21 protein-coding genes are annotated in these 24,346 nt (G+C 67.6%); 6 read left to right on the top strand and 15 right to left on the bottom strand.

Translation table 11 applies throughout. From position 1 onward, the window contains the following. Nucleotides 1-7 precede the first annotated feature (7 nt). From SLQ30_RS23620 to SLQ30_RS23580, 9 genes are all read right to left on the bottom strand, one after another. Nucleotides 8-988, bottom strand: coding sequence for a 2-hydroxyacid dehydrogenase (locus SLQ30_RS23620; RefSeq protein WP_319449214.1), 981 nt, complete (start codon nt 986-988; stop codon nt 8-10). A 4-nt stretch (nt 989-992) separates the two neighbouring features. Then, nucleotides 993-2,342, bottom strand: a complete 1,350-nt coding sequence (locus SLQ30_RS23615) for an enolase C-terminal domain-like protein (protein WP_319449213.1) — start codon at nt 2,340-2,342, stop codon at nt 993-995. Nucleotides 2,343-2,424: 82 nt separating this feature from the next. Then, nucleotides 2,425-3,234 carry an IclR family transcriptional regulator gene (locus SLQ30_RS23610; RefSeq protein ID WP_319449212.1) on the bottom strand — a complete coding sequence of 270 codons (810 nt, stop codon included), beginning with the start codon at nt 3,232-3,234 and terminating at the stop codon, nt 2,425-2,427. Between the two features lie 2 nt (nt 3,235-3,236). Next, nucleotides 3,237-3,953: a sulfite exporter TauE/SafE family protein gene (locus SLQ30_RS23605; RefSeq protein WP_319449211.1), complete on the bottom strand. Its 717-nt coding sequence runs from the start codon at nt 3,951-3,953 to the stop codon at nt 3,237-3,239. Beyond that, entirely contained in the window at nt 3,950-4,963 is a 1,014-nt protein-coding gene (locus tag SLQ30_RS23600) for an oligopeptide/dipeptide ABC transporter ATP-binding protein (protein WP_319449210.1), read from the bottom strand. Before SLQ30_RS23600 ends, SLQ30_RS23605 begins: the two co-directional genes overlap by 4 nt. Beyond that, complete coding sequence (locus SLQ30_RS23595; RefSeq protein ID WP_319449209.1) at nt 4,956-5,975, bottom strand: ABC transporter ATP-binding protein; 1,020 nt, start codon at nt 5,973-5,975, stop codon at nt 4,956-4,958. The genes SLQ30_RS23600 and SLQ30_RS23595 overlap by 8 nt, the downstream gene beginning before the upstream one ends. Beyond that, nucleotides 5,972-6,952, bottom strand: a complete 981-nt coding sequence (locus tag SLQ30_RS23590; RefSeq protein WP_319449208.1) for an ABC transporter permease — start codon at nt 6,950-6,952, stop codon at nt 5,972-5,974. The genes SLQ30_RS23595 and SLQ30_RS23590 overlap by 4 nt, the downstream gene beginning before the upstream one ends. Nucleotides 6,953-6,966: 14 nt before the next feature. Continuing rightward, nucleotides 6,967-7,893 (bottom strand): ABC transporter permease, encoded by a 927-nt coding sequence (locus SLQ30_RS23585; protein ID WP_319449207.1) that lies wholly within the window; start codon nt 7,891-7,893, stop codon nt 6,967-6,969. Nucleotides 7,894-7,914: 21 nt separating this feature from the next. Then, nucleotides 7,915-9,486: an ABC transporter substrate-binding protein gene (locus SLQ30_RS23580; protein ID WP_319449206.1), complete on the bottom strand. Its 1,572-nt coding sequence runs from the start codon at nt 9,484-9,486 to the stop codon at nt 7,915-7,917. 308 nt (nt 9,487-9,794) lie between these two features. Here SLQ30_RS23580 and SLQ30_RS23575 point away from each other — a divergent pair, with 308 nt between their 5' ends. Next, complete coding sequence (locus tag SLQ30_RS23575; protein ID WP_319449205.1) at nt 9,795-10,784, top strand: 2-hydroxyacid dehydrogenase; 990 nt, start codon at nt 9,795-9,797, stop codon at nt 10,782-10,784. Here the strand turns inward: SLQ30_RS23575 and SLQ30_RS23570 are convergent. From SLQ30_RS23570 to SLQ30_RS23550, 5 genes are all read right to left on the bottom strand, one after another. Then, on the bottom strand, nt 10,781-11,707 hold the full coding sequence (locus tag SLQ30_RS23570) for a LysR substrate-binding domain-containing protein (protein ID WP_319449204.1): 927 nt from the start codon (nt 11,705-11,707) through the stop codon (nt 10,781-10,783). The genes SLQ30_RS23575 and SLQ30_RS23570 overlap by 4 nt on opposite strands. A gap of 57 nt (nt 11,708-11,764) precedes the next feature. Next, nucleotides 11,765-13,027: a glucarate dehydratase family protein gene (locus SLQ30_RS23565; RefSeq protein ID WP_319449203.1), complete on the bottom strand. Its 1,263-nt coding sequence runs from the start codon at nt 13,025-13,027 to the stop codon at nt 11,765-11,767. Then, nucleotides 13,024-13,953, bottom strand: coding sequence for a 5-dehydro-4-deoxyglucarate dehydratase (locus tag SLQ30_RS23560; RefSeq protein ID WP_319449202.1), 930 nt, complete (start codon nt 13,951-13,953; stop codon nt 13,024-13,026). The genes SLQ30_RS23565 and SLQ30_RS23560 overlap by 4 nt, the downstream gene beginning before the upstream one ends. A gap of 29 nt (nt 13,954-13,982) precedes the next feature. Continuing rightward, complete coding sequence (locus SLQ30_RS23555) at nt 13,983-15,539, bottom strand: aldehyde dehydrogenase (NADP(+)) (protein ID WP_413468170.1); 1,557 nt, start codon at nt 15,537-15,539, stop codon at nt 13,983-13,985. 153 nt (nt 15,540-15,692) lie between these two features. Next, complete coding sequence (locus SLQ30_RS23550) at nt 15,693-16,091, bottom strand: hypothetical protein (protein WP_319449200.1); 399 nt, start codon at nt 16,089-16,091, stop codon at nt 15,693-15,695. A 115-nt stretch (nt 16,092-16,206) separates the two neighbouring features. Here SLQ30_RS23550 and SLQ30_RS23545 point away from each other — a divergent pair, with 115 nt between their 5' ends. From SLQ30_RS23545 to SLQ30_RS23525, 5 genes are read left to right on the top strand one after another with little or no spacing between them, the layout of a single operon-like run. Then, the gene (locus SLQ30_RS23545) at nt 16,207-20,109 is read left to right on the top strand and encodes a Pls/PosA family non-ribosomal peptide synthetase (protein ID WP_319449199.1); all 3,903 of its coding nucleotides are present in this window, start codon (nt 16,207-16,209) and stop codon (nt 20,107-20,109) included. Then, entirely contained in the window at nt 20,106-21,455 is a 1,350-nt protein-coding gene (locus SLQ30_RS23540; RefSeq protein ID WP_319449198.1) for a M1 family metallopeptidase, read from the top strand. Before SLQ30_RS23545 ends, SLQ30_RS23540 begins: the two co-directional genes overlap by 4 nt. Then, nucleotides 21,452-22,702, top strand: a complete 1,251-nt coding sequence (locus SLQ30_RS23535; protein ID WP_413468151.1) for a hypothetical protein — start codon at nt 21,452-21,454, stop codon at nt 22,700-22,702. The genes SLQ30_RS23540 and SLQ30_RS23535 overlap by 4 nt, the downstream gene beginning before the upstream one ends. Before the next feature lie 10 nt (nt 22,703-22,712). Next, nucleotides 22,713-23,417 (top strand): glycosyltransferase family 2 protein, encoded by a 705-nt coding sequence (locus SLQ30_RS23530; RefSeq protein WP_319449197.1) that lies wholly within the window; start codon nt 22,713-22,715, stop codon nt 23,415-23,417. Then, a complete protein-coding gene (locus SLQ30_RS23525) occupies nt 23,414-23,755 on the top strand; it encodes a DUF2304 domain-containing protein (protein ID WP_319449196.1) in 342 nt (113 codons plus the stop codon). Before SLQ30_RS23530 ends, SLQ30_RS23525 begins: the two co-directional genes overlap by 4 nt. Here the strand turns inward: SLQ30_RS23525 and SLQ30_RS23520 are convergent. Further along, complete coding sequence (locus SLQ30_RS23520; protein WP_319449195.1) at nt 23,752-24,345, bottom strand: TetR/AcrR family transcriptional regulator; 594 nt, start codon at nt 24,343-24,345, stop codon at nt 23,752-23,754. The genes SLQ30_RS23525 and SLQ30_RS23520 overlap by 4 nt on opposite strands. Nucleotide 24,346: the final 1 nt, after the last annotated feature.

Here is a 24,346-nt window from a genome sequence, read left to right as displayed (position 1 = left end):
GTCAGAACTAGCGCGCCACCACGTTGCGCAGTGGCTCGCCGCGCGCCAACCGTCCGATGTTGGCCGTGATGTCATCGCACCGGCCGATGAAGGTGTCGGCGGTGATTCCCGAGGAGTGTGGTGTCATCAGCACGTTGGGCAACGTCGCGAAGGGCAACTCGCTAGGCGCGACCAGTTCACCGCGGGCAGCGGGATAGCGGTACCAGACGTCGATCGCGGCGGCGCGGATGACGCCGTCGCGCAAGGCTTCGTAGCACGCGGCCTCGTCGACGACGGGTCCGCGGCCGACGTTCACCAGCACTCCGTCCGGGCCAAGGGCCCGCAGCGCGGCGGCGTCGATCATGCCCTCGGTGTCGGGTGTCAGCGGGGCGGACACCACCACGACGTCGGACTCGCGCATCAAGGTCTCCAGCCGGGTGGTGTCGCCCGCCCACGTCAGCCCGTGGATCGCGGCGTCGATGAGGCCCGAACCGGTCACGGCCGCCCCGGCGCATCCGAGCGCTTGAAAAAGATCCCAGGCGAACTGGCCGATGTGACCGAACCCCACGAATCCGATGCGGGTGTCCCGCATCGTCCGCGGTTGGGGGGTCGCGTCGTCGTACACCGAGGTCGCCCACACGCCGGTACGCAGCGCACCGTCCTGCGCGAGGAACCCCCTGGTGAGCATGATCGCGGCGGCCAGTACGTACTCGGCAATCGAACGCTCGTGATGAAAGGTGTTGGCCACCAAGATGTCTTCGGAGAATGCCGCGAAGTCGACGCGATCAATGCCCGCACCCACGACGTGGATCAGCCGCAGCTTCTCTGCGACGCTGGCCATGTCTGCAGTGAACCGGCCACCGACGTAGACCTCGGCTGCCCGTAGGTCGTCAAGCACGGTGTGCGCGTCAGTGCCGACTCGCCAGTACACGTCCGCGTCGGCCGGCAGGGCCGCCTCGAACCGCTCGCGGTGCGGTATCAGATTGCTGTCGGTGACGATGATCCGCATGGCGCTAGTTCCGTTGCAGCGCTGGACGTTTGCCGTCGAACGTCCAGCCGGGGATCAGGTACTGCATGGCGGCGGCGTCATCACGCGCGCCGAGCCCTTCGGCCAGGTAGAGCTCGTGGGCGGCGGCGACGGCCGCTTCGTCGAGTTCGACGCCGAGGCCAGGCGCGACCGGAACGTCGAGGTACCCGTCGACGATCTGGAACGGTCGCTTGGTGATGCGTTGGCCGTCCTGCCAGATCCAGTGGGTGTCGATCGCGGTGACCTCACCGGGGGCGGCCGCCGCGACGTGGGTGAACATGGCCAGCGAGACGTCGAAGTGGTTGTTGGAGTGCGACCCCCACGTGAGCCCCCACGCGTCGCACAGCTGCGCCACGCGCACCGAACCGCTCATGGTCCAGAAGTGTGGGTCGGCCAACGGAATGTCGACGGCTCCGGCGCGGATGGCGTGGCCCAACTCCCGCCAGTCAGTGGCGATCATGTTGGTGGCCGTCGGCAGGCCGGTGGCGCGCTTGAACTCGGCCATCACCTCGCGGCCCGAGAAGCCTGCCTCTGGCCCGACGGGATCCTCCGCATAGGCCAGCACGTCGGTGAGTTCACGGCACGTGGCGATCGCATCGGCGAGCAGCCAGCCGCCGTTGGGGTCCAACGTGATTCGTGCGTCCGGAAAGCGATCGGCCAACGCTATGACGGCCTTGGACTCGTCGGCTGCAGGAAGCACGCCGCCCTTGAGCTTGAAGTCGCGGAACCCGTAGCGCTCGCGTGCGGCCTCGGCAAGCCGGACGACGGCCTCGGGCGTCAGCGCTTCGTCGTGCCGGATCCGGAACCACTCGTCGGCGGACCCGTCCTCGTCGGCGCCGGACAAGTAGGGCAGGTCGGTCTTGGTGCGATCCCCGATGAAGAAGAGGTAGCCGAGCGCCTGTACGCGATCGCGCTGCTTCCCCTCGCCGAGCAGTGCCGCGACCGGCACCTCGAGATGTTGCCCGAGCAGATCGAGCAGTGCCGATTCGACAGCAGTCACCGCATGCACCGTGACGCGCAGGTCGAACGTCTGAGCGCCGCGACCTGCTCCGTCGCGGTCTGCGAATGCGCGCCTGATGTCGGCGAGCACGGCGTGGTACGCGCCGATGGGCCTGCCCTCGATGATCGGGCGGGCGTCTTCGAGCGTGCGCAGGATTGCTCCACCCCCTGGCACCTCGCCGACGCCAGTTCGGCCGTCGGAGTCCTTGAGGATGACCAGGTTTCGGGTGAAGAAGGGACCGTGGGCACCGCTGAGATTGAGCAGCATGCTGTCGTGGCCCGCGACGGGGACGACCCGCATTTCGGTGACGACCGGAGTGCGACGCTGCTGGGTCATGCGCTTAGCGTACAAACGCTTGTTGATGCACGTCCAACACCGTTGTGGCATGGATTGATGCTGTACACGCATCGATTCGTCGTCACTGCGCGAACCACTTGTCGCCATTCGCGACGGGTCGCAGCACGCGGGTCACCTTGTCCCCCACCGTGCACAGCGCCTCGACGAGCCCCCGTTCGCGCTCCGGCGTCAGCCGTGCGATCGGAACGGACACGCTGATCGCGTCCTGGGCGGGCCGCGTGTAGTGCAATGGCACGGCGTAACAACGCAATCCGGGAGTGTTCTCCTCGTCGTCGGTGGCATAGCCGCGAATTCGGGCGGTCTCGAGCGCCTCCTCGAGCTCGGACCTGTCCACGATGGTCTGCGGCGTGATCGATTGCAGCTGGTCGGGAATGTGGCGGTCCCGTTCGGCGCCGAATCGGTCGGCCAGCAGCGCCTTGCCCAATGCGGTGGCGTGTGCCGGCAGCCGGCGCCCGACTCGGTTGGCCGCACGCTGATACTGACGAGACTCGCGGGTGGCGAGATAGACCACGTCCGGCCCGTCCAGGCGGCCCACGTGAAATGTCTCGTCGAACTCGCGGCGCAGGTCGTCGAGGAACGGCGTGATCAGCGGCAGGTAGGGGTCGCTGTCGAGGTAACTCGTGCCGACGAGCAGTGCGCGGATACCGATTCCGTACCGCGTTCCGGAGTCGTCGGAGCGCACCCAACCTTGGGCCATCAGCGTGCGTAGCAGCGCGTGCGCGCTACTGCGCGGCATGCCGAGCGCCGCACTGAGCTCGCGGATGCTCGCGGGCCGATCCTGGCGGGCGGCCAGATACTCCAGCAACTCGACGGTCCGCACGGCCGACTTGACCTTGCGCACAGCGACTTCCGACTCACCATCGGGCGGCATCGTCACAACACACCTACCTCACGTGCGATCAACGCGGCGGCGCCTGCGAACGACATCACGATCGCCGTCCAGCGCTGCCGCGCGGGGTTCAACCAGCCATTGACATACCGGGACAACGCGTAGCCGCCGAGGACCGCGGGAAGCAGCAGTGCGCACATCCGGAAGGTTTCGACGTGCACTGCACCGGCCACCGCGAGTACGACAATCGACATCACCGACCCGACGAGGAAGAACGTGCTCATGGTGCCACGCAGTCGCGGCCCGGTGTTCCGTTGCCAGACGAGCGCCATCGGCGGGCCGCCGATCGAGGTCGCGGTACCCAGCACACCCGACGTCGCGCCCGCCAACACAAGGTTGCGCCTGCGCGGCAGCGGCACCCATCCGAAGCTGGTCAGGACGATCCCAAACAGCACCACACACGCGATCAAGAGCACCAACGCGCGCTCGGGGATGAACGTCAGAATTAGGCCGCCCGCAATGGTTCCCGGCACTCTGCCCGCCAGCGCCCACCCGGTTCCAGAGAAGTCCACGGCCGCGCGCTCGCGCACGGTGACCGCCAACGTGACGACCGTGGCCAGCATGATCAGCGTGCCGGGAATCAGGCTCGGATCGACCAGGGCCACCACCGGAGCGGCGAGCATCCCCATGCCGAATCCGATCGACGCCTGAAGACACGAAGCGATCAGCACCGCGGCGGCGATCACGGCATAGCCGGTCACGCGCTGCGGGTAAGCGCCGACTCATCCGCGAGTGGGTGATGGCATTCGGCGGAGTGGCCGGCCACCCGAAGGTCGAGCGCCACCGGCGGGCGCTCCTGCGCGCAGACGTCGGTCGCCTTCCAGCAGCGAGTCCGGAAGCGGCAACCCGAGGGCGGGTTCAGCGGCGACGGAACCTCGCCCTTGAGCAAGATGCGCTCGCCGCGCTGTGCGGCGTCCAACTTCGGAGCGGCCGACACCAGCGCTGCGGAGTACGGGTGTTGCGGAGTGTCGAAAACCGCTTCGGTTGGCCCGGTTTCGATGATGCGGCCGAGGTACATGACGGCGACCCGGTCGGCGACGTGCCGCACTACCGACAGGTCGTGCGAGATGAAGACGTACGAGATCTTGAGCTCCCGCTGCAACTCGTTGAGCAGGTTGAGCACCTGCGCCTGAACCGAAAGGTCCAGGGCGGATACCGGCTCGTCGCAGATGATGACGTCGGGGTCGAGCGCCAGCGCCCGTGCGATGCCGATGCGCTGACGTTGACCGCCGGAGAATTCCTGCGGGTACTTGTCGGCGGCCTTCGCGCCGAGTCCGACGAGGTCGAGCAGGCCGCGCACGCGCATGTCGCGGTCGCGCTTCGACTTGTGGAGTCCCTTGTGGGTGCGCCACGGCTCGGCGATGATGTCGCCGGCCGACATCCGCGCGTTCAACGACGCGTAGGGGTCCTGGAACACCATCTGAACGCGCCGCCGGAACTTCAGCAAGTCCTTGCCGCGCAAGCCGAACGGGTCGATCCCGTCGAACGTGACGTTTCCTGCGTCGGGACGTTCCAACATCATCAACGTGCGTGCGAGCGTCGACTTGCCGCAACCGGATTCGCCGACGAGGCCAAGGGTTTCGCCACGGGCGAGGTCGAGGTCGATCCCGTCGAGCGCGCCCAGCTTGTTCTTGCTGCCGGGTACCCGGAACGCCTTGGACAGACCGCGCACGGTGAGCAACTGATCATCCGCCGCTGTGGGGTTAGACATTGACGACCTCCTCGGGGAAGTGACATGCGGACTTCCGTCGGGCGCCGACGGCCTCGAGCGTGGGCCGCTGGGTGCGACAGAGCTCGCTGGCCAGCGGGCAGCGCGCCTGGTAGACGCAGCCCTCCGGAATGGAGTGCAGATCCGGCGGCGCGCCACCGATGGACTTCAGTTCTGCGCCGCGCTCGGCGTCCACCGGGACTGAGTTCAGCAGACCCTTGGTGTAGGGATGCTTCGGGTTGGCGAACACCTCTGCGACCAAACCTGTTTCGACAATGTTGCCCGCGTACATCACCGCGACCCGGTCGGCCTCCTCGGCCACAAGCGCCAGGTCGTGCGTGATCAGCACGACGGCCATGTCGTACTCGGAACGCAGACTCTTGAGCAGGGCCATGATCTGAGCCTGCACCGTCACGTCCAGCGCGGTGGTCGGCTCGTCGGCGATCAGCACCCGCGGATTCAGCGCGACCGCCATCGCGATCAGCAGGCGCTGGCGCATGCCGCCCGAGAACTGGTGCGGGTAGGAGTTCAACCGCTCCTGGGGCTGCGGAATCCCCACGCGTGCCATGAGTTCGGCTGCCTTGCGCTTGGCCGCCTTGGCCTTCATCCCATGGTGGATGCGGAAGGGCTCGGCGAGTTGAGTGCCCACCGTGTAGAGCGGATTGAGTGCGGTGAGCGCGTCCTGGAAGACGATCGCAAGCTCGGTGCCCGCCAGCTGGCGGCGCTTCTTGCGATCGACGGCGAACAGGTCGACGTCGGCTAGCCGTGCGGAGCCCGCGGTCACGTCGGCGACGGGCTCGAGCAATCCGACCAGCGCCGTCGCGGTCATCGACTTGCCGCAGCCGGATTCACCGAGCAGGGCAAGGGTTTCACCGCGGTGAGCGGCAAACGACACGTGGTCGACGGCGCGCACGGTGCCCGTGATGGTGCGGATGTCGACCGTGAGGTCCTCGACCCGAAGGGCGGGATCGGCGTCCACGCGTTCGGCGGACGGATGTTCTGCCACTGCGGTCATGAGAGGGCCTTTCCGGTCTTGGTGAAGCGCGACAAGCGTTTCTGCGGAACGGTGAGCCGCCACCGCTGACCGGGATCGGTCGCGATCCTGGCCCACGCGGCGAGGATGGTGGCCGACACGGTCGTGATGACGATGGCCACTCCGGGGAAGAACGAGAGCCACCACGCGGTGTGCAGGTAGGTGCGGCCCTGGGCCACCATGAGCCCCCAGCTGACGTCGGGGGGCTGGATGCCTATGCCCAGGAAGCTCAACGAACTCTCCGCCAGCATGACGTAACAGAAGTCGAGCGTCGCGACGGTGAGCAACGTCGGCAGCACGATCGGCAGCACGTGGCGGGTGATGATCGAACGTCCACTGGCGCCGAACGTGCGGGCCGCGTCGACGAACACGCGGCTGGAAAGCTCGGACGACTCGGCGCGTGCGGTCCGCAGGTACACCGGGATGCGGGTGATAGCCAGTACCAGCACGATGTTCGCCGCGCTTGGCGAGAACACGTACAGCACGACGACGGCGAGCAACAGCGACGGGAAGCTCATGATGACGTCGGCCACCCGCATGGCGACGGTCTCGCGCCAGCCTCGGTAGAAGCCGGCCCACATGCCGACCAGCGACCCGACGACGGCGGAAATGAGAACCGCCGGAACGGCCACCGACAGCGTTGTCCTGCAGGCCACGATGAGTCGGGCCAGCATGCTGCGCCCGAGCGGGTCGGTGCCGAGCACGTTCGCCCACCCGTGGGCCAGGGTGAACGGCGCCTGGTTGGAGTTGTCGAGGTCGATGTGGGTGGCCAAGTTGCCCATCAGCGTCGGGCCGATCAGCGCGGTGAGGAAGACGAGGCCGAGGATCACGGCGGCGACGGTCGCCACGCGGTCGTTGACGAGTAGCCGGAACCACTTGGATCCGGTACTCCTGCTCGAGCTTTCGCCCACAATGGCAGTGGTCGGCTTGACTGGGACGAGATCAATCTGAGTGCTCATTTGCCTTGTCTCCCTTAGACCTTCGCCGGTTCCCGGACGCGGGCGTCGAGCAGCGCGTAGCAGGCGTCGATGAGGATGTTCAGCACGAAGATGCTGACGGCGGTGAGCAGCACCGCCGCTTGGAGCACCGCGAAGTCGCGTTGCAGGATGGCGTCGATCATGAGCTTGCCGATACCGGGCCATCCGAAGATGGCCTCGACGACGACCGCACCGTTGATGAGGCCGACGGCCAGGTCGCCTGCGACGGTGAGCGCCGGTGCGGCGGCATTGCGCAATGCATGATGGGTGACGACGCGCAGATCGCTGGCGCCCTTGCTGCGGGCGAGCCGAACGTACGGCGCGGACAACGCGGAAACCATTGCGCCGCGGACGACTTGGGTCAGCACACCGAGCGGCCTGATCATCAGCGTGGCGATAGGCAGGATCCAGGACAGCCCGCTGTCGACGCCGGATGTCGGTAGCACCCCGAGTAGCACGGCGAACAGCCAGACGCCGGTGATGGCGAACCAGAAATCCGGGATGCTGGCGGCGGTCATCGACAGCAGGCTCGAGCACCGATCCGCAAGCGAGTTGGGCCGGTACGCGGCCCAGCAGCCGATGATGACCGCCAGCACCGTCGCGAGAAGCATGGTGGTCAGTGCCAATTGGAGCGTCGCCGGGAAGGCCCGCAGCGCCATCGTCGACGCCGGCTCGCCGGTGCGTAGCGACGTACCGAAGTCCAGGTGGATGACGCCCTTGAAGTAGTCGATCAGCTGAGTCAGCAGCGGTTGATCGAATCCGTTCTTCGCGGCGAACGCGGCCCGCTGGTCGGCCGTGGCCGATTCGGGCAGGTAGAGGTTGGTGGGGTCACCGGTGAGCCTGGCGAGCAGGAACACGCCGAGCAGCACGATGATCAACGGCAGTGCGCTGGTATACATCCGGCGCCGAACGAAGGGGAACATGGGCTGTCTACTCCTGGCGGACTAGGACTTGTCGGTACGGTCGGCAGTCGGCGTCATCTCGGCCAGTCGCATCTCGTCACCGGTGGCGGAGTTGGGCGTGTAGTCCACGCGTGGCGACTTGCCGAGGATGCCCTTCATGTGGGCGATGTAGGCCATCTGCATGATCTCTTGCGGCTCCTCCGCGAACAGCTTCGCGAAGGCGTCTTGGCGGGCCTGGCCGGTGAGGGCTTCCGCGGCTCGGATCTTCTCGTCGAATTCGCTTGTGCCGTAAGCGGCTTGCGGACCGTCGCTGAGCATGTACTGGTCCATGGTGAAGGCGGCGTCACCGGCCTGGTTGCCGTGCATGATCATCAGCAGGTACGGGCCGGAGTTCTGCGGGAACGGCCGCAGCTGATAGAGCAGCTGGTTGGCCGTGTCCATCATCTCAATCTTGACGTTGAGCCCGATCTCGGCGAACTCACTCTGCAAGACCTCGATGGTCTCGCTGATGTTCGGGAACTGGGCAGTGCGGCCGATCAGCCGGATCTGCTTGTCGACGGGGACGCCGTCGGCCTTCGCGTCGGCGATGAGTTGCTTGGCCTTGTCGGCGTCGTGCGGCCAGATCTTCAGCTGGTCGTTGTATCCGACGACGCCGGAGGGAATCAGTTGTGACGCAGGATCTCCGAGCCCGCGGAACAGCGCCTTGACGATGCCGGCGCGGTTGACGGCGTAGTTGATGGCTTGGCGCACTCGCATGTCGTTGAGCGGGGCCTCGGTGGCCTGCATGCGCAGCGCCGTCGTCTCGTTGTTCTGGAACGGGACGCCGAGGTCGCCCGCGCCGTCCTCCGGTCCGAGCGAAGTGGCGATGTCGGTCTCGTCGTTGGTGATCATCGCCGCGCGCACGCTGCCTTCGCTGCGCCACTGGTATTCGGCACGGGCGAAGGCCGGCTTGTGGCCCCAGTAGGTGTCGTTGCGCCTGAGCAGGAGCTTCTGGCCGTACTCCCAGTCCTCGACCGCGTAGGGCCCGGTGCCGATCGGCTCGCGGACCTTCTCGGTGGTGCTGGTGGTCGTCGGGACGATCTCCACGAACGAGATGCGCAGCGGCAGAATCGGATCCGGCTGCTCGGTGCCGACAACCAGGGTGTTGTCATCAGGGGTGGACAGTTTGAGCTTCTCGTCGCCGAACACGTAGCCATCGACGTTGCACTGCAGGTTGGAGTTGACCGCGCGGTCGATGGAGAAAGCCGCGTCCTTGGAGGTGAAGGGGGCGCCGTTGGAGAAGGTCACGCCGTCGCGCACCGTGAACGACCACTGGTTGGGCGAGGTCTGGCGCCACTCGGTGGCGAGCAGCGGCTGAAGGTCGCCCGAGTTCGGGTCGCGTTCGATGAGCGGCTCGGTGATGTTCGAGCGGACGACGATACCGGTAGAGGTCAGCGAGGACTCGCACGGTTCGAGCGTGGGCGGTTCCTGCGAGAGCACGATGCGCAGCGTGTTGGGGTCGTATCCGCCGTGGCTCGAGTTCGCGACGGTACAACCGGTCGCGGCGACCGTGACTGCCGCTGCGGCGACGGCCAAGGCTGCGCGTGAGCGCGGCTGGCGTGAGGCGGAGCTCATGTGTCCTCCAGGGCTGCTGGTGTGACGTCCACGTATGTGGATGAAACGTGTGATCGCAGACACACGGTAAGGACGGTGTTTCCACAGCGTCAACCCCACCTGAACGGCTCAATAGGGGGCTGCGTTAGGGCGTCCTGACCTCGCTGGACTCGCCGAAAACAGCCGTTGAACTGGGCATTCGATGACGGGGCGCGGGCGCCGATACCTTGCCGACGCAGGGAATCCGCAAGTCATGCAGGTTCAGCATGAGTCCATGCTAATTCGGGGTTGGACGGGTATCTGCAGGTCGTCGTACCGTGGTCAGCATCATGAGCACCGCACACCGCACGTCAAAGAACCCGTCCGTGCTGCAGGTCGGACCGCTGAAACCATCGTTGGCCCAGACCCTGGCCGACGATTACGCGGCCCGCGTGCTACCCGACGGGTCCGCCGATCGCGCGGAGTTTCTGTCGTCGCACGGCGCCGACATCACCGCCGTCGTGACGTCGGGCCGTACCGGCGTGGATGCCGAACTCATGGCGGCGCTGCCCAATCTGGGCGCGGTGGTGAACTTCGGCGTGGGTTACGACACCACCGACGTCGAGGCCGCCGCCGCACGCGGGATTGCGGTGAGCAATACCCCGGACGTGCTGACCGACTGCGTGGCGGACACCGCAGTGGGCTTGATGATCGACACGTTGCGCCAGTTCTCCGCGGCAGATCGCTACGTGCGCGCAGGCCAATGGCCGGTAGCCGGGAACTACCCGTTGACGCGGCAGGTCAGCAATACCCGGGTGGGCATCATCGGGCTGGGCCGCATCGGTGGCGCAATCGCGAAGCGGCTCACCGCTTTCGGTTGCACGATTTCGTATCACAATCGGCGCCCGGTCGAGGGTTCGCCGTACGAGTACGTAGCGTCGCCGGTGGAGTTGGCCGGCGGTGTCGATGTGCTGATCGTCGCGGCGGCAGGCGGTTCGGGCACCAAGGAGTTGGTCGACCGCGAGGTGCTCGACGCGCTCGGCGCGAACGGATATCTGATCAACATCGCCCGCGGCAGCGTCGTCGACGAGCAGGCCTTGGTGGCAGCGTTGACTGAAGGTCGGCTGGCCGGGGCAGGCCTCGACGTCTTCGCCGACGAGCCGAATGTGCCAGAGCCATTGCTGTCGATGGACAACGTGGTGGTGCTGCCCCACCTTGGCAGCGGGACGGTGCAGACCCGCGCGGCGATGGAGCAGCTGACGCTGCGCAACCTGGACGGGTTCCTCGAGTCAGGTCATCTCGTCACGCCGGTGCCGATGCCTGCGACGGCGTCGAGTTAGCCCACGACGTCCTCGACCAGCCCGTCGGTCGTCCATTCGCGTTGCGGCAGCACATCTCTCAGCAGCCGCAGCAACGCCGGGTTGGTACTGTCGCCGCGCCACACCGCGTCGAGCTCGACCGGCCGCTCGCGGAACGCCCCGATCGAGCGGAACACCACGCCTTCCGGGTGCAGCGTCGCCGCCGACGCGGGTACTAAGGCGATCCCGATCTGCGAGCGCACCAGCACCAGCATGGTGTGCACCTGGGTCACGTACTGCACGTAGCGCGGCGTCACGCCGGCGATGGTGAAGGTGCTGATGAGCAGTTCGTTGAAGTACCTAGCCTGCACCGGCGAGTACATGATGACCTCTTCGCCGTCGAGGTCGCCAAGCGTCAGCTGGCGGCCCAGGTCCGCCAGCGGATGCCCCACCGGCAGCGCGGCGATCAGCTGTTCGTGCAGCAACGGCCGCGACACCAGGCCAGGGCGCTTCACCGGTGGACGCGCCATGCCGAGGTCCAGTTCGCCGTTCATCAAGCCCTCAAGCTGAACTGACGTCACCAGCTCGCGCAGGTCGAGCTTTACGTCGGGCAGCTTTTCCCGCGCGGCTTCGAGCAGCAGTGGCAACACGACGTGTGCCGACGCCGCGGTGAAGCCGACGACGACGGTGCCGAGGTCGCCTGCGGGTACGCGCTTGACCGTCATCGCCGCGCCCTCGGCCAGTTGCAGGATGCGACGCGCATCCGGCAGGAATGCCACTCCGGCGGGGGTCAGCGTCACGGATCGGGTGGTTCGGTCGATCAATTGGACGCCGAGTTCGCCCTCCAGCTGCTGGATCTGCCTGCTCAGCGGCGGCTGAGTCATGTGAAGCCGCTCGGCTGCGCGCCCGAAGTGCAGTTCCTCGGCTACCGCGATGAAGCACGACAACCGCGCGAACGAGAACACCGATGCACTCCCAGTATCATTCGGCTCCCACGACGGGCCGATGGTGCATGAGTGTAACTACCAGCGCGGGCTGGAGGCCTCGAATTCGGGGTGGATGCTCTGCATGTAGCCGGTGTCGTCGCGGTCGCGGATCCCGCAGCGCACGTACTGCTCGTGCAGCGCAGCGAGTGCGTCGTCGTCGAGTTCGATGCCGAGGCCGGGCGTGGTCGGCACCGCGACCGCCCCGTCGCGGATCTCTAGCACCCCTGGCTTGACGACCTCTTCGGTCTTCCACGGCCAGTGGGTGTCACACGCATAGCTGAGGTTCGGCGTGGCGCCGGCCAGGTGCACCATCGCCGCCAAGCTGATGCCCAGATGCGAGTTGGAATGCATGGACAGGCCGAGCCCGAAGGTTTCGCAGATGCTCGCCAGCAGCCGGGAACGCTGCAGGCCGCCCCAGTAGTGGTGATCCGAAAGCACCACGCCCACCGACTGTTTGGCGATTGCCGGGGCAAGCTGGTCGAACGCAACGACGCACATGTTCGTGGCCAGCGGCATCGGTGACTGTTGGGCCACCTCGGACATACCGTCGAGCCCGGGCGTCGGATCCTCGAGGTATTCGAGGATGCCCGCCAGGCCGGCGGCCACCTTGACCGACGTCTGCGTCGTCCACGCCGCATTCGGGTCGAGCCGCAGCGGATGGTTGGGGAACGCGTCGTGAAGCGCCTCGATGGCGTTCATCTCCTCGTCGGGAGGAAACACGCCGCCCTTGAGTTTGATTGCCGTGAAACCATATTCGTCGATCATGCGTGTCGCCTGGGCGACGATGCCCGCGGGGTCCAACGCCTCCCCCCAGGAATCCGGCTCGCCAGCTGGGTGGGCGGCCCACTTGTAGAACAGGTAGGCGCTGAACGGCACCGCGGCGCGGACGGCACCGCCGAGTAGGTCGGACACCGGCCGATTCGTGGCGTGGCCCTGCACGTCGAGGCAGGCCACCTCGAACGGGGACAGAACCTGGTCCACGGCACTGGCTGACGTGATCATGCCCGCGGTGCCAACCGCGGCGTCGTCACCACGAAGCCGTTCGGAGATGGCCGCGCGAATCACGTTGAGCGCAAACACGTCCAGCCCGGTGATGGCCTCGGCGGCGGCTTCGAGCCGGGCCAAGTGCCTGGTGTCGGCGTAGGTCTCGCCGAGTCCGACCAGGCCCGCGTCGGTGTCCAGTTGAATGATCGCGCGCAACGCGAACGGCTGGTGCACGCCGACGGTGTTGAGCAGTGGAGGGTCGACGAATGCGACCGGCGTGATGCGGGCGCCCGTGATGCGGATCCGGGAGGTCACCTCACGCCCGCAAGTTCGTCGGCGATCACCGCGCGACCCGCCGCTATGATCTGGGCGAGTTCGGCAAGGGCCTGCGGCGACGGCATGATCAGCGGCGCCCGGACCGATCCCGCGTCGATGCCCTCCATCGTCACCCCGGCCTTGATCAGCGAGACCGCGTAGCCGGGCACGGTGTCGCGCAACCGGACCAGCGGATGGAAGAACTCGCGCAGGAGTGCGGCGGCTGCGTCGTCGTCGTTGCGCTCGAGCGCCTCGTAGAACGCCAGCGCCAACTCGGGGGCGAAGGCGAACGTCGCCGACGAGTACAGCGTGACTCCGATGGCGCGATAGGCCTGCTGCGCCACCTCGGCCGTTGGCAGCCCATTGAAGAACTGGAACGGCTTGCCCGATGGCGCAAGGGCATCGGTGACCGCGCGCACGATCCGGGCGACCAGATCGACGTCGCCGGTACCGTCCTTGAACCCGACGACGTTGGGGAGTTGCGCCACCTCCACGGCCGACGCCTCGGTGTAGCGGGCGTTCGCACGGTTGTAGACGATCAACGGGAGTTCGGTGGCGCCCGCGACCTCGCGGGTGTAGGCGACGAGCCCCTCCTGCGGCATCGTGACGAGGTACGGCGGGAGCAGCAGCAGCCCGTCGGCGCCGGCCTCCGCGGCCGCACGTGCGAAGACCTTGGCTTGCGCGACGGATCCGCCTGTGCCGGCGTACACCGGGACCCGGCCAGCGCTCGCTTCCACGGCGGTGCGCACGATGTCGGCGAACTCACCGGGCTCGAGCGCGTGGAATTCGCCTGTGCCACAAGCGATGAACACTCCGCCCGGGCCCGCGTCGACGCCCTTGGCGACGTGCTCGGCGAGCTTGGTCAGGTCGACCTCGCCCGACTCATCGAAAGGGGTGACAGGGAAGAAAAGTACGCCGTCAAGCATGTGGAACTCCTCGCTGGATGGGGTGGGTTTCAGTCTTTGGTGAGCTGGCCGTCGATGCGGCGCCAGAGCCCGTCGGGATTGCCATCGGCAATTGCGCTGGGCAGCAATGCCTTCGGCACGTCCTGATAGGCGACGGGTCGCAGGAAGCGTTCGATCGCGCGGGCCCCGACGGAGGTCGTACGCGAGTCGGACGTGGCGGGCGATGGGCCGCCGTGGACCATCGCGTAGCCAACCTCGACGCCAGTTGGCCAGCCATCGAACAGAATTCGCCCTACCTTGGTCTCCAACGTCGGCAACAGCCTGCCCGCATCGTCGTAGTCCGACTCGTCGGCATGAATGGTCGCAGTCAGTTGGCCTTCCAAACTTGCTGCGACGTCGTTCATCTCGTCGACATCGGCACATCGCACGACGAGGCTCGACGAGCCGAACACCTCGGCCTGCAGCAACTCGGAGCCCTGGAAGGAGGCGGCGTCCGTGCTGAAGAGCGCGGCCCGGCAGGCGGTGGGATTGTCGGCCGACTCGCCGCGGGCGACGAGGTCGGCGGAGCCGGTGAGCGCGGCGACACCATCGGCGTAGTTCTCGGCAATCGCGGGGGTCAGCATCGGCGTGGCGGGCGACTGCGCAAGCGCATCGCGGGCCGCGGAGAGGAACGCGTCAAGCCCAGGCCCGTCGACGGCGATGACCAGCCCGGGGTTAGTGCAGAACTGGCCGGAGCCCATCGTGAGCGAGCCGACGAACGCACGCCCGAGGTCGGCCCCCCGCGTCGACAGCGCGCCGCCGAGCAGGAACACCGGGTTGATCGAGCTCATTTCGGCGTAGACCGGGATGGGCTCTGGCCTGGCCGCGGCGGCTGCGACGAGAGCCGTTCCGCCAGAGCGGGATCCGGTGAATCCGACGGCCTTGATCCGGGGGTCGGTGACGAGTGCGGTACCGAGCCCGGGGCCGGAGCCGAACAGTAGCGAGAACGTCCCTGCGGGTAGGCCGGAGGAGGCCACGGCGTCGGCGATGGCGCGGGCCACCAGTTCGGACGTGCCGGGATGCGCATCGTGCGCCTTGACTACGACGGGGCAGCCGGCGGCGAGCGCCGACGCGGTGTCGCCGCCTGCGACCGAGAACGCCAGCGGGAAGTTGCTGGCCCCGAACACGGCGACCGGGCCAAGCGGGACGGCCCGCTGGCGAATGTCGGGCCGCGGCAACGGGGTTCGCTCGGGCTGCGCGGGGTCGATGCGGGCCTCGGTCCAACTGCCCTCGCGCAACACGGCGGCGAAGAGTCGGAGTTGTCCGGTGGTCCGGCCCACCTCGCCGGTGATCCGGCCCTGGGGCAGCCCGCTCTCGGTCACCGCCCTGCCGACGAGCGCCGTCGCGCGGGCTTCGAGGTTGTCGGCAATGGCCTCGAGGAAGAGTGCGCGTTGTTCGGAGGTGGTAGCGCGGTATGCGGGAAAGGCCTCGGCGGCGGCGGTGCAGGCGGCCTCGACGTCGGACACGTCACCGTGGCGGTAAGCCGGTTCTACGGGGGCGCCGGCAGCGGGGTCGAAGCCGCGGACCTCTGGCCCGGTGCCGGTGACGGGAACGCCGGCGATGATCATCTGTCCGGTCAAGTGGATGGAGTCGGAGATCGTTGCTGTCACGAACCCAACGCTAGGACTCCGACCGATACATGTCCAAGACCAATATTGGGACCATTAATAGCAGAACTGCATGAGTCACGGTCGACGTGGACCGAGCCTGCCTAGGAGGCGTTAAGCCGACGCGCGACCGCGCAGGGCAAGCCGCTCGAGCACGTCACGGCCTACGCCGTCGAGCTCGGTCCGCGAGCCCTCGGGCACCAAGGTGACACCGTCCGCCACCCCGGCCAACTCGATGTCGGCGATGAGCCCGGTCAGCCCGTCGACCGTCCCGGCGTACTGCACCGTCGACGTCGCTTCGGATGCGAGCCATGCCCTTGCCGAGCGAAAGTCACCCGTCACCGTCACCCGGACGTCCAGGATCACGTCGACATCCGGCCGGTCCGCACGGATTCGGGCCCCGTCTCGCTTGGCGAGTTGGAGGTCGGGCGCCGCGAACCGGACGACCGGACGACCGCCCGTCGTCAGCTCGGTCCAATCGTCATCCAACTCACCGGCGAAGAAAAGCCTCACCAGCCGCACCGTACGGGTCTGGCCTCACTGCTGCCACCGTTGCAATCAGCGCGAATCCATCGGAATGTCCGTGCGGCGTGGCCGGGCCGACGCTTCGGCTTAGTAGTTTGTAGTCGTGACAGCGGACATCCCACCCCAATATCTGTTGTCCGCGCAGGCGCCCGAGCCACGCACGCTGATCGACGTGCTGTACGCCACCGCCGAGCGCCATCCCGACTCCCCAGCGCTCGACGACGGTGCTGTTCAACTCACCTACGCCGAGCTCGTCGCCGACATCGAGGAGAGCGTCGGGTGGCTGGCCGCGCGGGGCATCGGCCGCGGCGACCGCATCGGCATACGGATGCCATCCGGCACCTACGCGCTCTACGTCGCGATCCTTTCGGCCCTGGCCGTCGGGGCGGCCTACGTGCCCGTCGACGCCGACGATCCCGACGAACGCGCCGAATTGGTGTTCGGCGAGGCGGGCGTCGTCGGGGTGATCACCGAGGCCGGCCTGGTGCGCGGAGTCGGTTCGTCCCGAGGCTGGCGCGCCGGCGAGCCGCTGGGGCGCGACGACGCCTGGATCATCTTCACCTCTGGGTCGACCGGAACGCCCAAGGGTGTCGCGGTGACGCATCGCAATGCCGCGGCGTTCGTCGACGCCGAGGCCCAGATCTTCCTGAAGGACAGCCCACTGGGCCCCGGCGACCGGGTGCTCGCCGGGCTGTCGGTGGCGTTCGACGCGTCATGTGAAGAGATGTGGCTGGCCTGGCGCCACGGCGCATGTCTGGTCCCGGCCCCCCGCTCGCTGGTCCGCAGCGGCATGGATCTTGGCCCGTGGCTGGTCTCCAGGGACATCACGGTCGTCTCGACGGTGCCGACGCTCGCTGCGCTCTGGCCAGCCGAGGCGCTGGAGGCCGTCCGGCTGCTGATCTTCGGTGGGGAGGCCTGCCCGCCGGAGCTCGCGGAGCGGCTCGCCGTCGAAGGCCGCGAAGTGTGGAACACCTACGGGCCCACCGAGGCCACCGTGGTCGCGTGCCTGGCCAGGCTCGAAGGGAAGGCGCCCGTCAGCATCGGGCTGCCGCTGCCAGGGTGGGACCTCGCCGTCGTGGACAAGGACGGCCGGCCGGTTGCCCTCGGCGAGGTCGGCGAGCTCGTCATCGGCGGTGTCGGTCTTGCGCGCTACCTCGATCCGGAGAAAGACGCCGAGAAGTACGCACCGATGCCGACCCTGCAGTGGGCCCGCGCCTATCGCAGTGGTGACCTGGTTCGTCTCGAAGCCGATGGCCTTTACTTCCAGGGCCGCGCCGACGACCAGGTCAAGGTGGGCGGCCGCCGCATCGAGCTCGGCGAGGTCGACTCGGCGCTAGTGAACCTGCCAGGAGTCAGCGGTGGCGCGGCCGCGGTACGCCGCACCATGAGCGGCACTCCCCTGCTGGTCGGCTACATCGCCAGCGCCGACCCCGAGTTCGACCTGGCCGCGGCTCGGGCCGCGCTGGCCGATTCCTTGCCCCCCGCGCTGGTGCCCAGGCTGGTGCTGGTCGACGAGCTGCCGACCCGGACGTCCGGGAAGGTGGATCGCAATGCGCTGCCGTGGCCGATCGAGGGCGACAGCGGCGCCGACGGACCCGAACTCTCGGGAACGACGGGCTGGCTGGCCGGGCTGTGGCGAGACGTACTGGCGGCTCCGGTCGACGGACCCGAGGCCGACTTCTTCGCGCTCGGCGGGGGTTCGTTGTCCGCGGCGCAACTGGTGGCGGCCTTGCGCGCGCGTTACCCAGAGGTGACCGTCGCCGACCTCTACGACCATCCGCGACTCGGCTCGCTCGCCGGCTACCTCGACGAGCTCGACCCGCCCCCGAAGGTCGAAACCCGTTTGGTGACGCCGGTATCCAGGTGGACCGAACTCGCCCAGGTGGTCGCATCGGTGCCGCTGGCCACGCTCACGGGGATGCAGTGGGTGGTGTGGCTGGCCCTGCTCAACAACGTCGCAGCGGCGCTGCACGTGGCGCCGTGGACACTGTCGGTGAGCTGGTGGTGGGTACTTGCCGGCTTCCTGGTCTTCGTAACTCCGTTGGGGCGCATGGGTATTGCCGTACTCTGTGCCCGCATCCTTGTCGGCGGACTCGAGCCTGGCACCTACCGACGGGGCGGGTCGGTCCACCTGCGGATATGGCTGGCCGAACGACTCGGCGAGGCCAGCGGCGCGGAGAACCAGGCCGGCGCACCGTGGTTGGTGTACTACGCGCGCGCACTGGGCAACAAGGTCGGCAAGGGTGTCGACCTGCACTCCGCACCGCCGGTGACCGGGATGCTGACCCTGGGCCACCGGTGCTCGATCGAACCCGAGGTCGACCTCACCGGACATTGGATCGACGGCGACCTCTTCCACGTGGGTCCGATCACCGTTGGCAACGACGCCACGATCGGTGCGCGAACGACGCTGCTGCCCAACGCAACAATCGGCAAGAACGCGGACGTCGCTCCGGGCTCCGGCGTCATCGGCAAGGTCAAGGCCGGCCAGTACTGGAAGGGCTCACCGGCGATGAAGTCGGGCAAGGCCCGCCACCCGTGGCCGGACGAACGGCCCCGTCGCGCCCCGTTCTGGGTCGCGGTCTACGGCGTCACCTCCGTGCTGCTCGGCGGGGTCCCGTTGGTGTCGTTGGGCGCAGGACTTGCCTTGTTGGGCTGGGCCATTCGCGACACCCAGTCACTTCGGGCCGCGCTTGTCCCCGTCTTGACCTGGACACCCGTGGCCACGATCGTGGCGGTGGCCGTCTACGCGGCGCTGACGGTCATCGGGGTGCGGACGTTGGCCCTGGGCCTGCGCGAGGGTTACCACCCTGTGCGCAGTCGCGTGGGTTGGCAGTTGTGGGCCACCGAGCGGCTGATGGATGCGGCCCGCAACTACCTGTTCCCGGTCTACGCGAGCTTGCTCACGCCGTGGTGGCTGCGGCTGCTCGGCGCGAAAGTCGGTAAGGGCACCGAGATCTCGACTGCCTTGCTCACGCCGAAGTTCACCGTGGTGGAGGACGGCGCCTTCCTGGCCGACGACACCATGGTGGCGTCCTACGAGCTGGGTGGCGGATGGATCCACGTCGCGAAGGCCACCATCGGCAAACGGGCCTTCCTTGGCAACTCCGGCATCACCCAACCGGGTCGGCGGGTGCCCGACGACGGGCTGGTGGCCGTGCTCAGTGCAACGCCGCGCAAGGCCAAGGCGGGTTCGTCATGGCTGGGCAGCCCTCCGATCCGGCTGCGTCGCCAGCCGACGGCCGCCGACGCGCTGCGTACCTTTCACCCCTCGCTGCGGCTCAAGCTCATGCGCGCCACGGTCGAGACGTTCCGGGTCATTCCACTGATCGTGACGTTCGCCATCGGGGTGGCGGTACTCGGCGGATTGCAATGGCTGGCAAGCGAATTCGGCTGGTGGTGGGCGGTGGCTGCCAGCGGAGTCGTGCTGCTGGTGGCGGGTGCGGTGGCAGGCGCCATCGCGGTCATCGCGAAGTGGTTGGTGATCGGACGCATCAAGGCCATCGAACATCCGCTGTGGTCGTCGTTCGTGTGGCGCAACGAGGTCTCCGACACGTTCGTCGAGACCGTGGCGGGGCCATGGTTCGCCAGGGCGGCCAGCGGTACCCCGGTGATGAATCTGTGGCTGCGGGCACTCGGGGCCTCGATCGGGCGCGGGGTGTGGTGCGAAACCTATTGGCTGCCCGAGGCCGACCTGGTCACGCTCGGACGGGGAGCTACGGTGAACCGTGGCTGCGTGGTGCAGACCCATCTGTTCCACGACCGCATCATGCGCTTGGACACCGTCGTACTGGAGGACGGCGCAACGCTCGGCCCGCATTGCGTGGCGTTGCCCGCCGCCAAGATCGGCGCGGGCGCAACGGTCGGACCGGCCTCCCTGGTCATGCGTGGCGACGAAGTACCGGCGTCGACGCGATGGCAGGGCAACCCCATCGCGCCCTGGAATGCCTTCCGTAAGAAGCGCCGCAGCGCGCCCGACAAGACCCCCAAGGAACCCGCCGCGTGACACGCTCCGCCAAGAAAGCCGCACGCAAGGTCGCCCCTGGAACCAACCCTCCCGTCATCGACCCGTATCTGCCTTCCAACGGCAACTTCGGCTACCGCGTGTCGCGCTACGAGCTGGACCTCGAGTACAAGGTCAACATCAACCGGCTTTCGGGGGCGGCCACCATCACCGCCGCAACGCTAGCCTCGTTGAAGTCATTCACACTCGATCTTGCCGACACCATGACGGTGTCCAAGGTGTCCGTCAACGGCCATCGGCCCGCGCAGTTTCGGCACGCATCGGGCAAGTTGCTCGTCACGCTGTCGTCCGCGCTGCCCGCGGGTGCCGCCATGACCATCAGCGTGCGTTATGCAGGCAACCCGCGCCCCATCCAATCACTGTGGGGCGAAGTCGGATTCGAAGAGCTCTCCGCCGGCGCATTGGTGGCGGGCCAACCGAACGGCGCCGCGACCTGGTTCCCGTGCGACGATCATCCGAGTTCCAAGGCCAGCTACCGCGTCCAGATCAGCACCGAGAATCCGTACCGCGCGGTGGCCAACGGCCAGTTGAAGTCGCGCCGCACCCGCGCGGCGATGACGACCTGGACCTACGAACAAGCCGAGCCGACGTCGACGTATCTGATGACCCTGCAGATCGGTGAGTACGACGCGCACCGCCTTGCCAAGACGCCCGTCGAGATGAACGCCGCACTGCCGCAACGTCTTCGGCGCAACTTCGACCACGACTTCGGCCGCCAGCCCGACATGATGAAGCTCTTCGTCAAGCTGTTCGGCCCGTATCCGCTCGCGACGGGGTACACCGTGGTGGTGACCGACGACGACCTCGAGATACCGCTTGAGGCGCAGGGTATTTCGATCTTCGGCGCCAACCACTGCGACGGCCGTCGCACTTCTGAGCGGCTCATCGCGCACGAACTCGCCCACCAGTGGTTCGGCAACTCGGTGACCGCGCGGCGCTGGCGCGACATCTGGCTGCACGAAGGGTTCGCGTGCTACGCGGAGTGGTTGTGGTCGGAGGAGTCCGGCGGCCGCAGCGCCGACGAGTGGGCCCACCACTACCACCGGCGGCTCAAGTCGTCGCCTGCCGATCTGCTGCTGGCCGACCCCGGGCCCGCCGACATGTTCGACGACCGCGTCTACAAGCGCGGAGCCATCACGCTGCACGTGTTACGGCGCACGATCGGCGACGAGAACTTCTTCAACCTGCTGAGGGACTGGACGGCGCGCTACTGGCACGCCACCGCGGTCACCGACGACTTCACCGGGCTCGCAGCCAATTACGCCGATCAGACGCTGCGGCCGCTGTGGCAGGCCTGGCTGTACTCGACGGGTGTCCCCGACCTGTGACCGACGGCGCGTCGGTACCCGCTCAGGGACCAGTGACCAGGGGCAGTGTCGCCCGGGTCGGTGTCGCGACGGTCATCAGCGCGCTGTGCGGGTACGCGGTGCTCTACCTCGCCGCGCGCGACCTCGAACCCGCCGGCTTCTCGGTGTTCGCGGTGTTCTGGGGCGCCTTCGGGCTACTGGCGGGGGCAGCCAACGGCCTGTTGCAGGAGTCCACCCGCGAGGTGCGCCAAGCGCAGCACGACGTACAACCGAAGGGTCCACGGATACACCCCATTCGGGTGGCCCTGGTGGTTGGCCTGGTCGCTGCGGTGGTCGTGGCGGGCACGTCACCGCTGTGGTCGAGCCACGTCTTCGTCGAATCACGTTGGCTCAGTGTCGGATTGCTCAGCGTGGGCATCTTTGGGTTCTGCCTGCACGCGACACTGCTCGGCGTGCTGGCCGGGGTCAACCGCTGGAGCGAATACGGGACGCTTATCGTCGGCGACGCCACGGGCCGGGTCGTCGTCGCGACCGCCACCTTCCTGGTCGGCTGGGGTCTGGTCGGCTACCTGTGGGCCACCGTCGCTGGGTCGATCGCGTGGCTGGTGCTGCTGCTGGCGTCACCCGCGACACGCGCGGCGGCGCGCCTGCTGACCCCTGGCACCACCATGACGTTCCTGCGCGGCGCGTCCCATTCGATCGCGGCTGCCGGCGCCAGCGCCATCCTCATCATGGGCTTTCCGGTGCTGCTGAAGGCCACCTCAGCCGAACTCGGCGCGACCGGCGGCGTGGTGATCCTCGCCGTGACGTTGACGCGGGCGCCGCTGCTGGTGCCGTTGAACGCCATGCAGGGAAATCTCATCGCGCACTTCGTCGACGAGCGGTCCGCGCGACTGCGCGCGTTGATCATGCCCGCGTTGGTCGTGGTGGGCCTCGGCGCACTCGCCGTGCTCGTCGCCGGGCTCGCCGGACCGTGGCTCTTGCAGGTCGCATTCGGGCCCGACTATCGCGCGGGCGGTGCCCTGCTGGCCTGGTTCACGGCGGCGGCCATCGCCATCGCGCTGCTGACGCTCACCGGCGCCGCGACCGTCGCGGCCGCGCTGCACCGGGCCTATGCGGCCGGATGGGTGGGCGCGACGCTGGCGTCGACGTTGCTGTTGCTGCTGCCGACGCCATTGGAGACGCGCACCGTGGTCGCCCTGCTGTGCGGGCCGCTGGTCGGGATCGCCGTGCACCTGGTCGCGTTGGTCAGGATGCCCCAGGTCTGAAGCGTGTAGTTTGTTCGGCATCGACACCCGTTACGACGACGTCTGGATCGTCGTCCCCGCGTTCAACGAAGCGAGCGTGATCGCCGAGGTCATCGCCGACGTTCGCTCCGTCTTCCGTCATGTGGTGTGCGTCGACGACGGCGGCAGCGACGACACGGGTGACCGGGCCCTTGCGGCGGGGGCGTACGTGGTGCGCCATCCGGTCAATCTCGGGCAGGGCGCCGCCATCCAGACCGGCGTCGAGTACGCCCGCAGCAGGCCGGGCGCCGCAGTGTTCGCGACGTTCGACGCCGACGGCCAGCACCGCGTCAAGGACGTGGTGCGCATGATCGACCGGCTGACCTCAGAGGACCTCGACATCATCGTCGGAACCCGCTTCGGCGACCGCGTCCCCGAGGGCATGCCGAAGCTGCGCCGACTGCTGTTCCCGATCATCGCCAAGCTCAGCCCCGCGAGCCGCAAACTCGGCCTCACCGACGCGCACAACGGGCTACGGGTGTTCAACAAGACGGTGGCCGACGGCCTCAACCTCACGATGAGCGGCATGAGCCACGCCAGCGAGTTCGTGGCGCTGATCGTCGAGAACGGTTGGCGGGTGGCCGAGGAGCCGGTCGAGATCCTGTACACCGACTACTCGAAATCCAAGGGTCAGCCACTGGTCAACGGGGTCAACATCATCGTGGACGGGCTACTGCGCGGAAGGATGCGTCGATGAACTGGACCAAGGTCCTGCTGATCGCTTCGGTCGTCGTGCTCCTGATGTATCTGCTGGCGTCCCGCCGCAAGGCGCAGTCCAGGGCGTGGGTCAAGGTTGGCTACGTCTTGTTCTTCGTCGCCGCGATCTACGCGATCCTGCGGCCCGACGACACAACGGTGGTCGCGCATTGGCTTGGCATCGGGCGCGGCACCGACCTGCTGGAGTATGCGTTCATCATCGCGTTCCTCTTCGCGACGATCAGCGCGTACATGCGTTTCAAGGACCTCGAGTTGCGCTACGCCCGATTAGCACGCGCCGTTGCTCTGGAAGGCGCCCGCGAGCCGGCGGACGGCTAACTCGGCGAGAGTCCTTCGAGCAGCGTGGCCAAAGCCTGGATGCGCTGGGCCTCGAGGTCAGGTTGCGGCAGCACCGCCCGGACGATCGCAGCGCCGTCGAACGTGTTCGTCAGGATCGCGACGAGCGCCCCAAAGGTGTCTTTCGGGAACTGCTCGGCCCCTGGTAACGATCGCGCGATGTCGTAGATGCTCGCGGCGTACTCGGCGAGCACGTGCTGCAAAGTGGCCCTGAGCTTTTCGTCGGTGCGGGCGGCGATGAGCAACTCGTACATCACGGCGTTGGTGGCATTGCCGGTGACGTCCCGCAAGATGGTCAGCGCGGCCTGCAGCGCCGGTTGATCTGCCGGAATCTGCGCCACCTGTTTGGTGAACAACTCCAGCTGACGGCGCATCACTTCGTGAGCAGTGGCCGCCATGAAGTCACCCATCGTGGGGAAATGCCGGAACAACGCGCCGCCGGAGACCTCGGCGCGCTTAGCAATCACAGCGGCCGATGCGCGCGCATAGCCGACTTCGACGATGGTGTCGATGCTGGCGTCGATCAGTCGACCGACGGTTTCCTCGCGCCGCTGCTGCTGGGTTCTTGCCATG

The sequence above is a fragment of the Mycobacterium sp. RTGN4 genome (genome assembly GCF_033804635.1).
Classification (GTDB): Bacteria; Actinomycetota; Actinomycetes; order Mycobacteriales; family Mycobacteriaceae; genus Mycobacterium.
The sequence above is the reverse complement of the archived record's forward strand: the minus strand, read 5'-3'. Positions and strand labels throughout refer to the sequence as shown.

Excerpts from the sequence above, each read along its gene's own strand:
- SLQ30_RS23600 (WP_319449210.1), bottom strand. The coding sequence starts at position 4,963 with ATGTCTAACCCCACAGCGGCGGATGATCAGTTGCTCACCGTGCGCGGT.
- SLQ30_RS23595 (WP_319449209.1), bottom strand. The coding sequence starts at position 5,975 with ATGACCGCAGTGGCAGAACATCCGTCCGCCGAACGCGTGGACGCCGAT.
- SLQ30_RS23525 (WP_319449196.1), top strand. The coding sequence starts at position 23,414 with ATGAACTGGACCAAGGTCCTGCTGATCGCTTCGGTCGTCGTGCTCCTG.
- SLQ30_RS23590 (WP_319449208.1), bottom strand. The coding sequence starts at position 6,952 with ATGAGCACTCAGATTGATCTCGTCCCAGTCAAGCCGACCACTGCCATT.
- SLQ30_RS23585 (WP_319449207.1), bottom strand. The coding sequence starts at position 7,893 with ATGTTCCCCTTCGTTCGGCGCCGGATGTATACCAGCGCACTGCCGTTG.
- SLQ30_RS23620 (WP_319449214.1), bottom strand. The coding sequence starts at position 988 with ATGCGGATCATCGTCACCGACAGCAATCTGATACCGCACCGCGAGCGG.
- SLQ30_RS23560 (WP_319449202.1), bottom strand. The coding sequence starts at position 13,953 with ATGCTTGACGGCGTACTTTTCTTCCCTGTCACCCCTTTCGATGAGTCG.
- SLQ30_RS23580 (WP_319449206.1), bottom strand. The coding sequence starts at position 9,486 with ATGAGCTCCGCCTCACGCCAGCCGCGCTCACGCGCAGCCTTGGCCGTC.
- SLQ30_RS23520 (WP_319449195.1), bottom strand. The coding sequence starts at position 24,345 with ATGGCAAGAACCCAGCAGCAGCGGCGCGAGGAAACCGTCGGTCGACTG.
- SLQ30_RS23575 (WP_319449205.1), top strand. The coding sequence starts at position 9,795 with ATGAGCACCGCACACCGCACGTCAAAGAACCCGTCCGTGCTGCAGGTC.
- SLQ30_RS23615 (WP_319449213.1), bottom strand. The coding sequence starts at position 2,342 with ATGACCCAGCAGCGTCGCACTCCGGTCGTCACCGAAATGCGGGTCGTC.
- SLQ30_RS23555 (WP_413468170.1), bottom strand. The coding sequence starts at position 15,539 with ATGATCATCGCCGGCGTTCCCGTCACCGGCACCGGGCCAGAGGTCCGC.
- SLQ30_RS23610 (WP_319449212.1), bottom strand. The coding sequence starts at position 3,234 with ATGCCGCCCGATGGTGAGTCGGAAGTCGCTGTGCGCAAGGTCAAGTCG.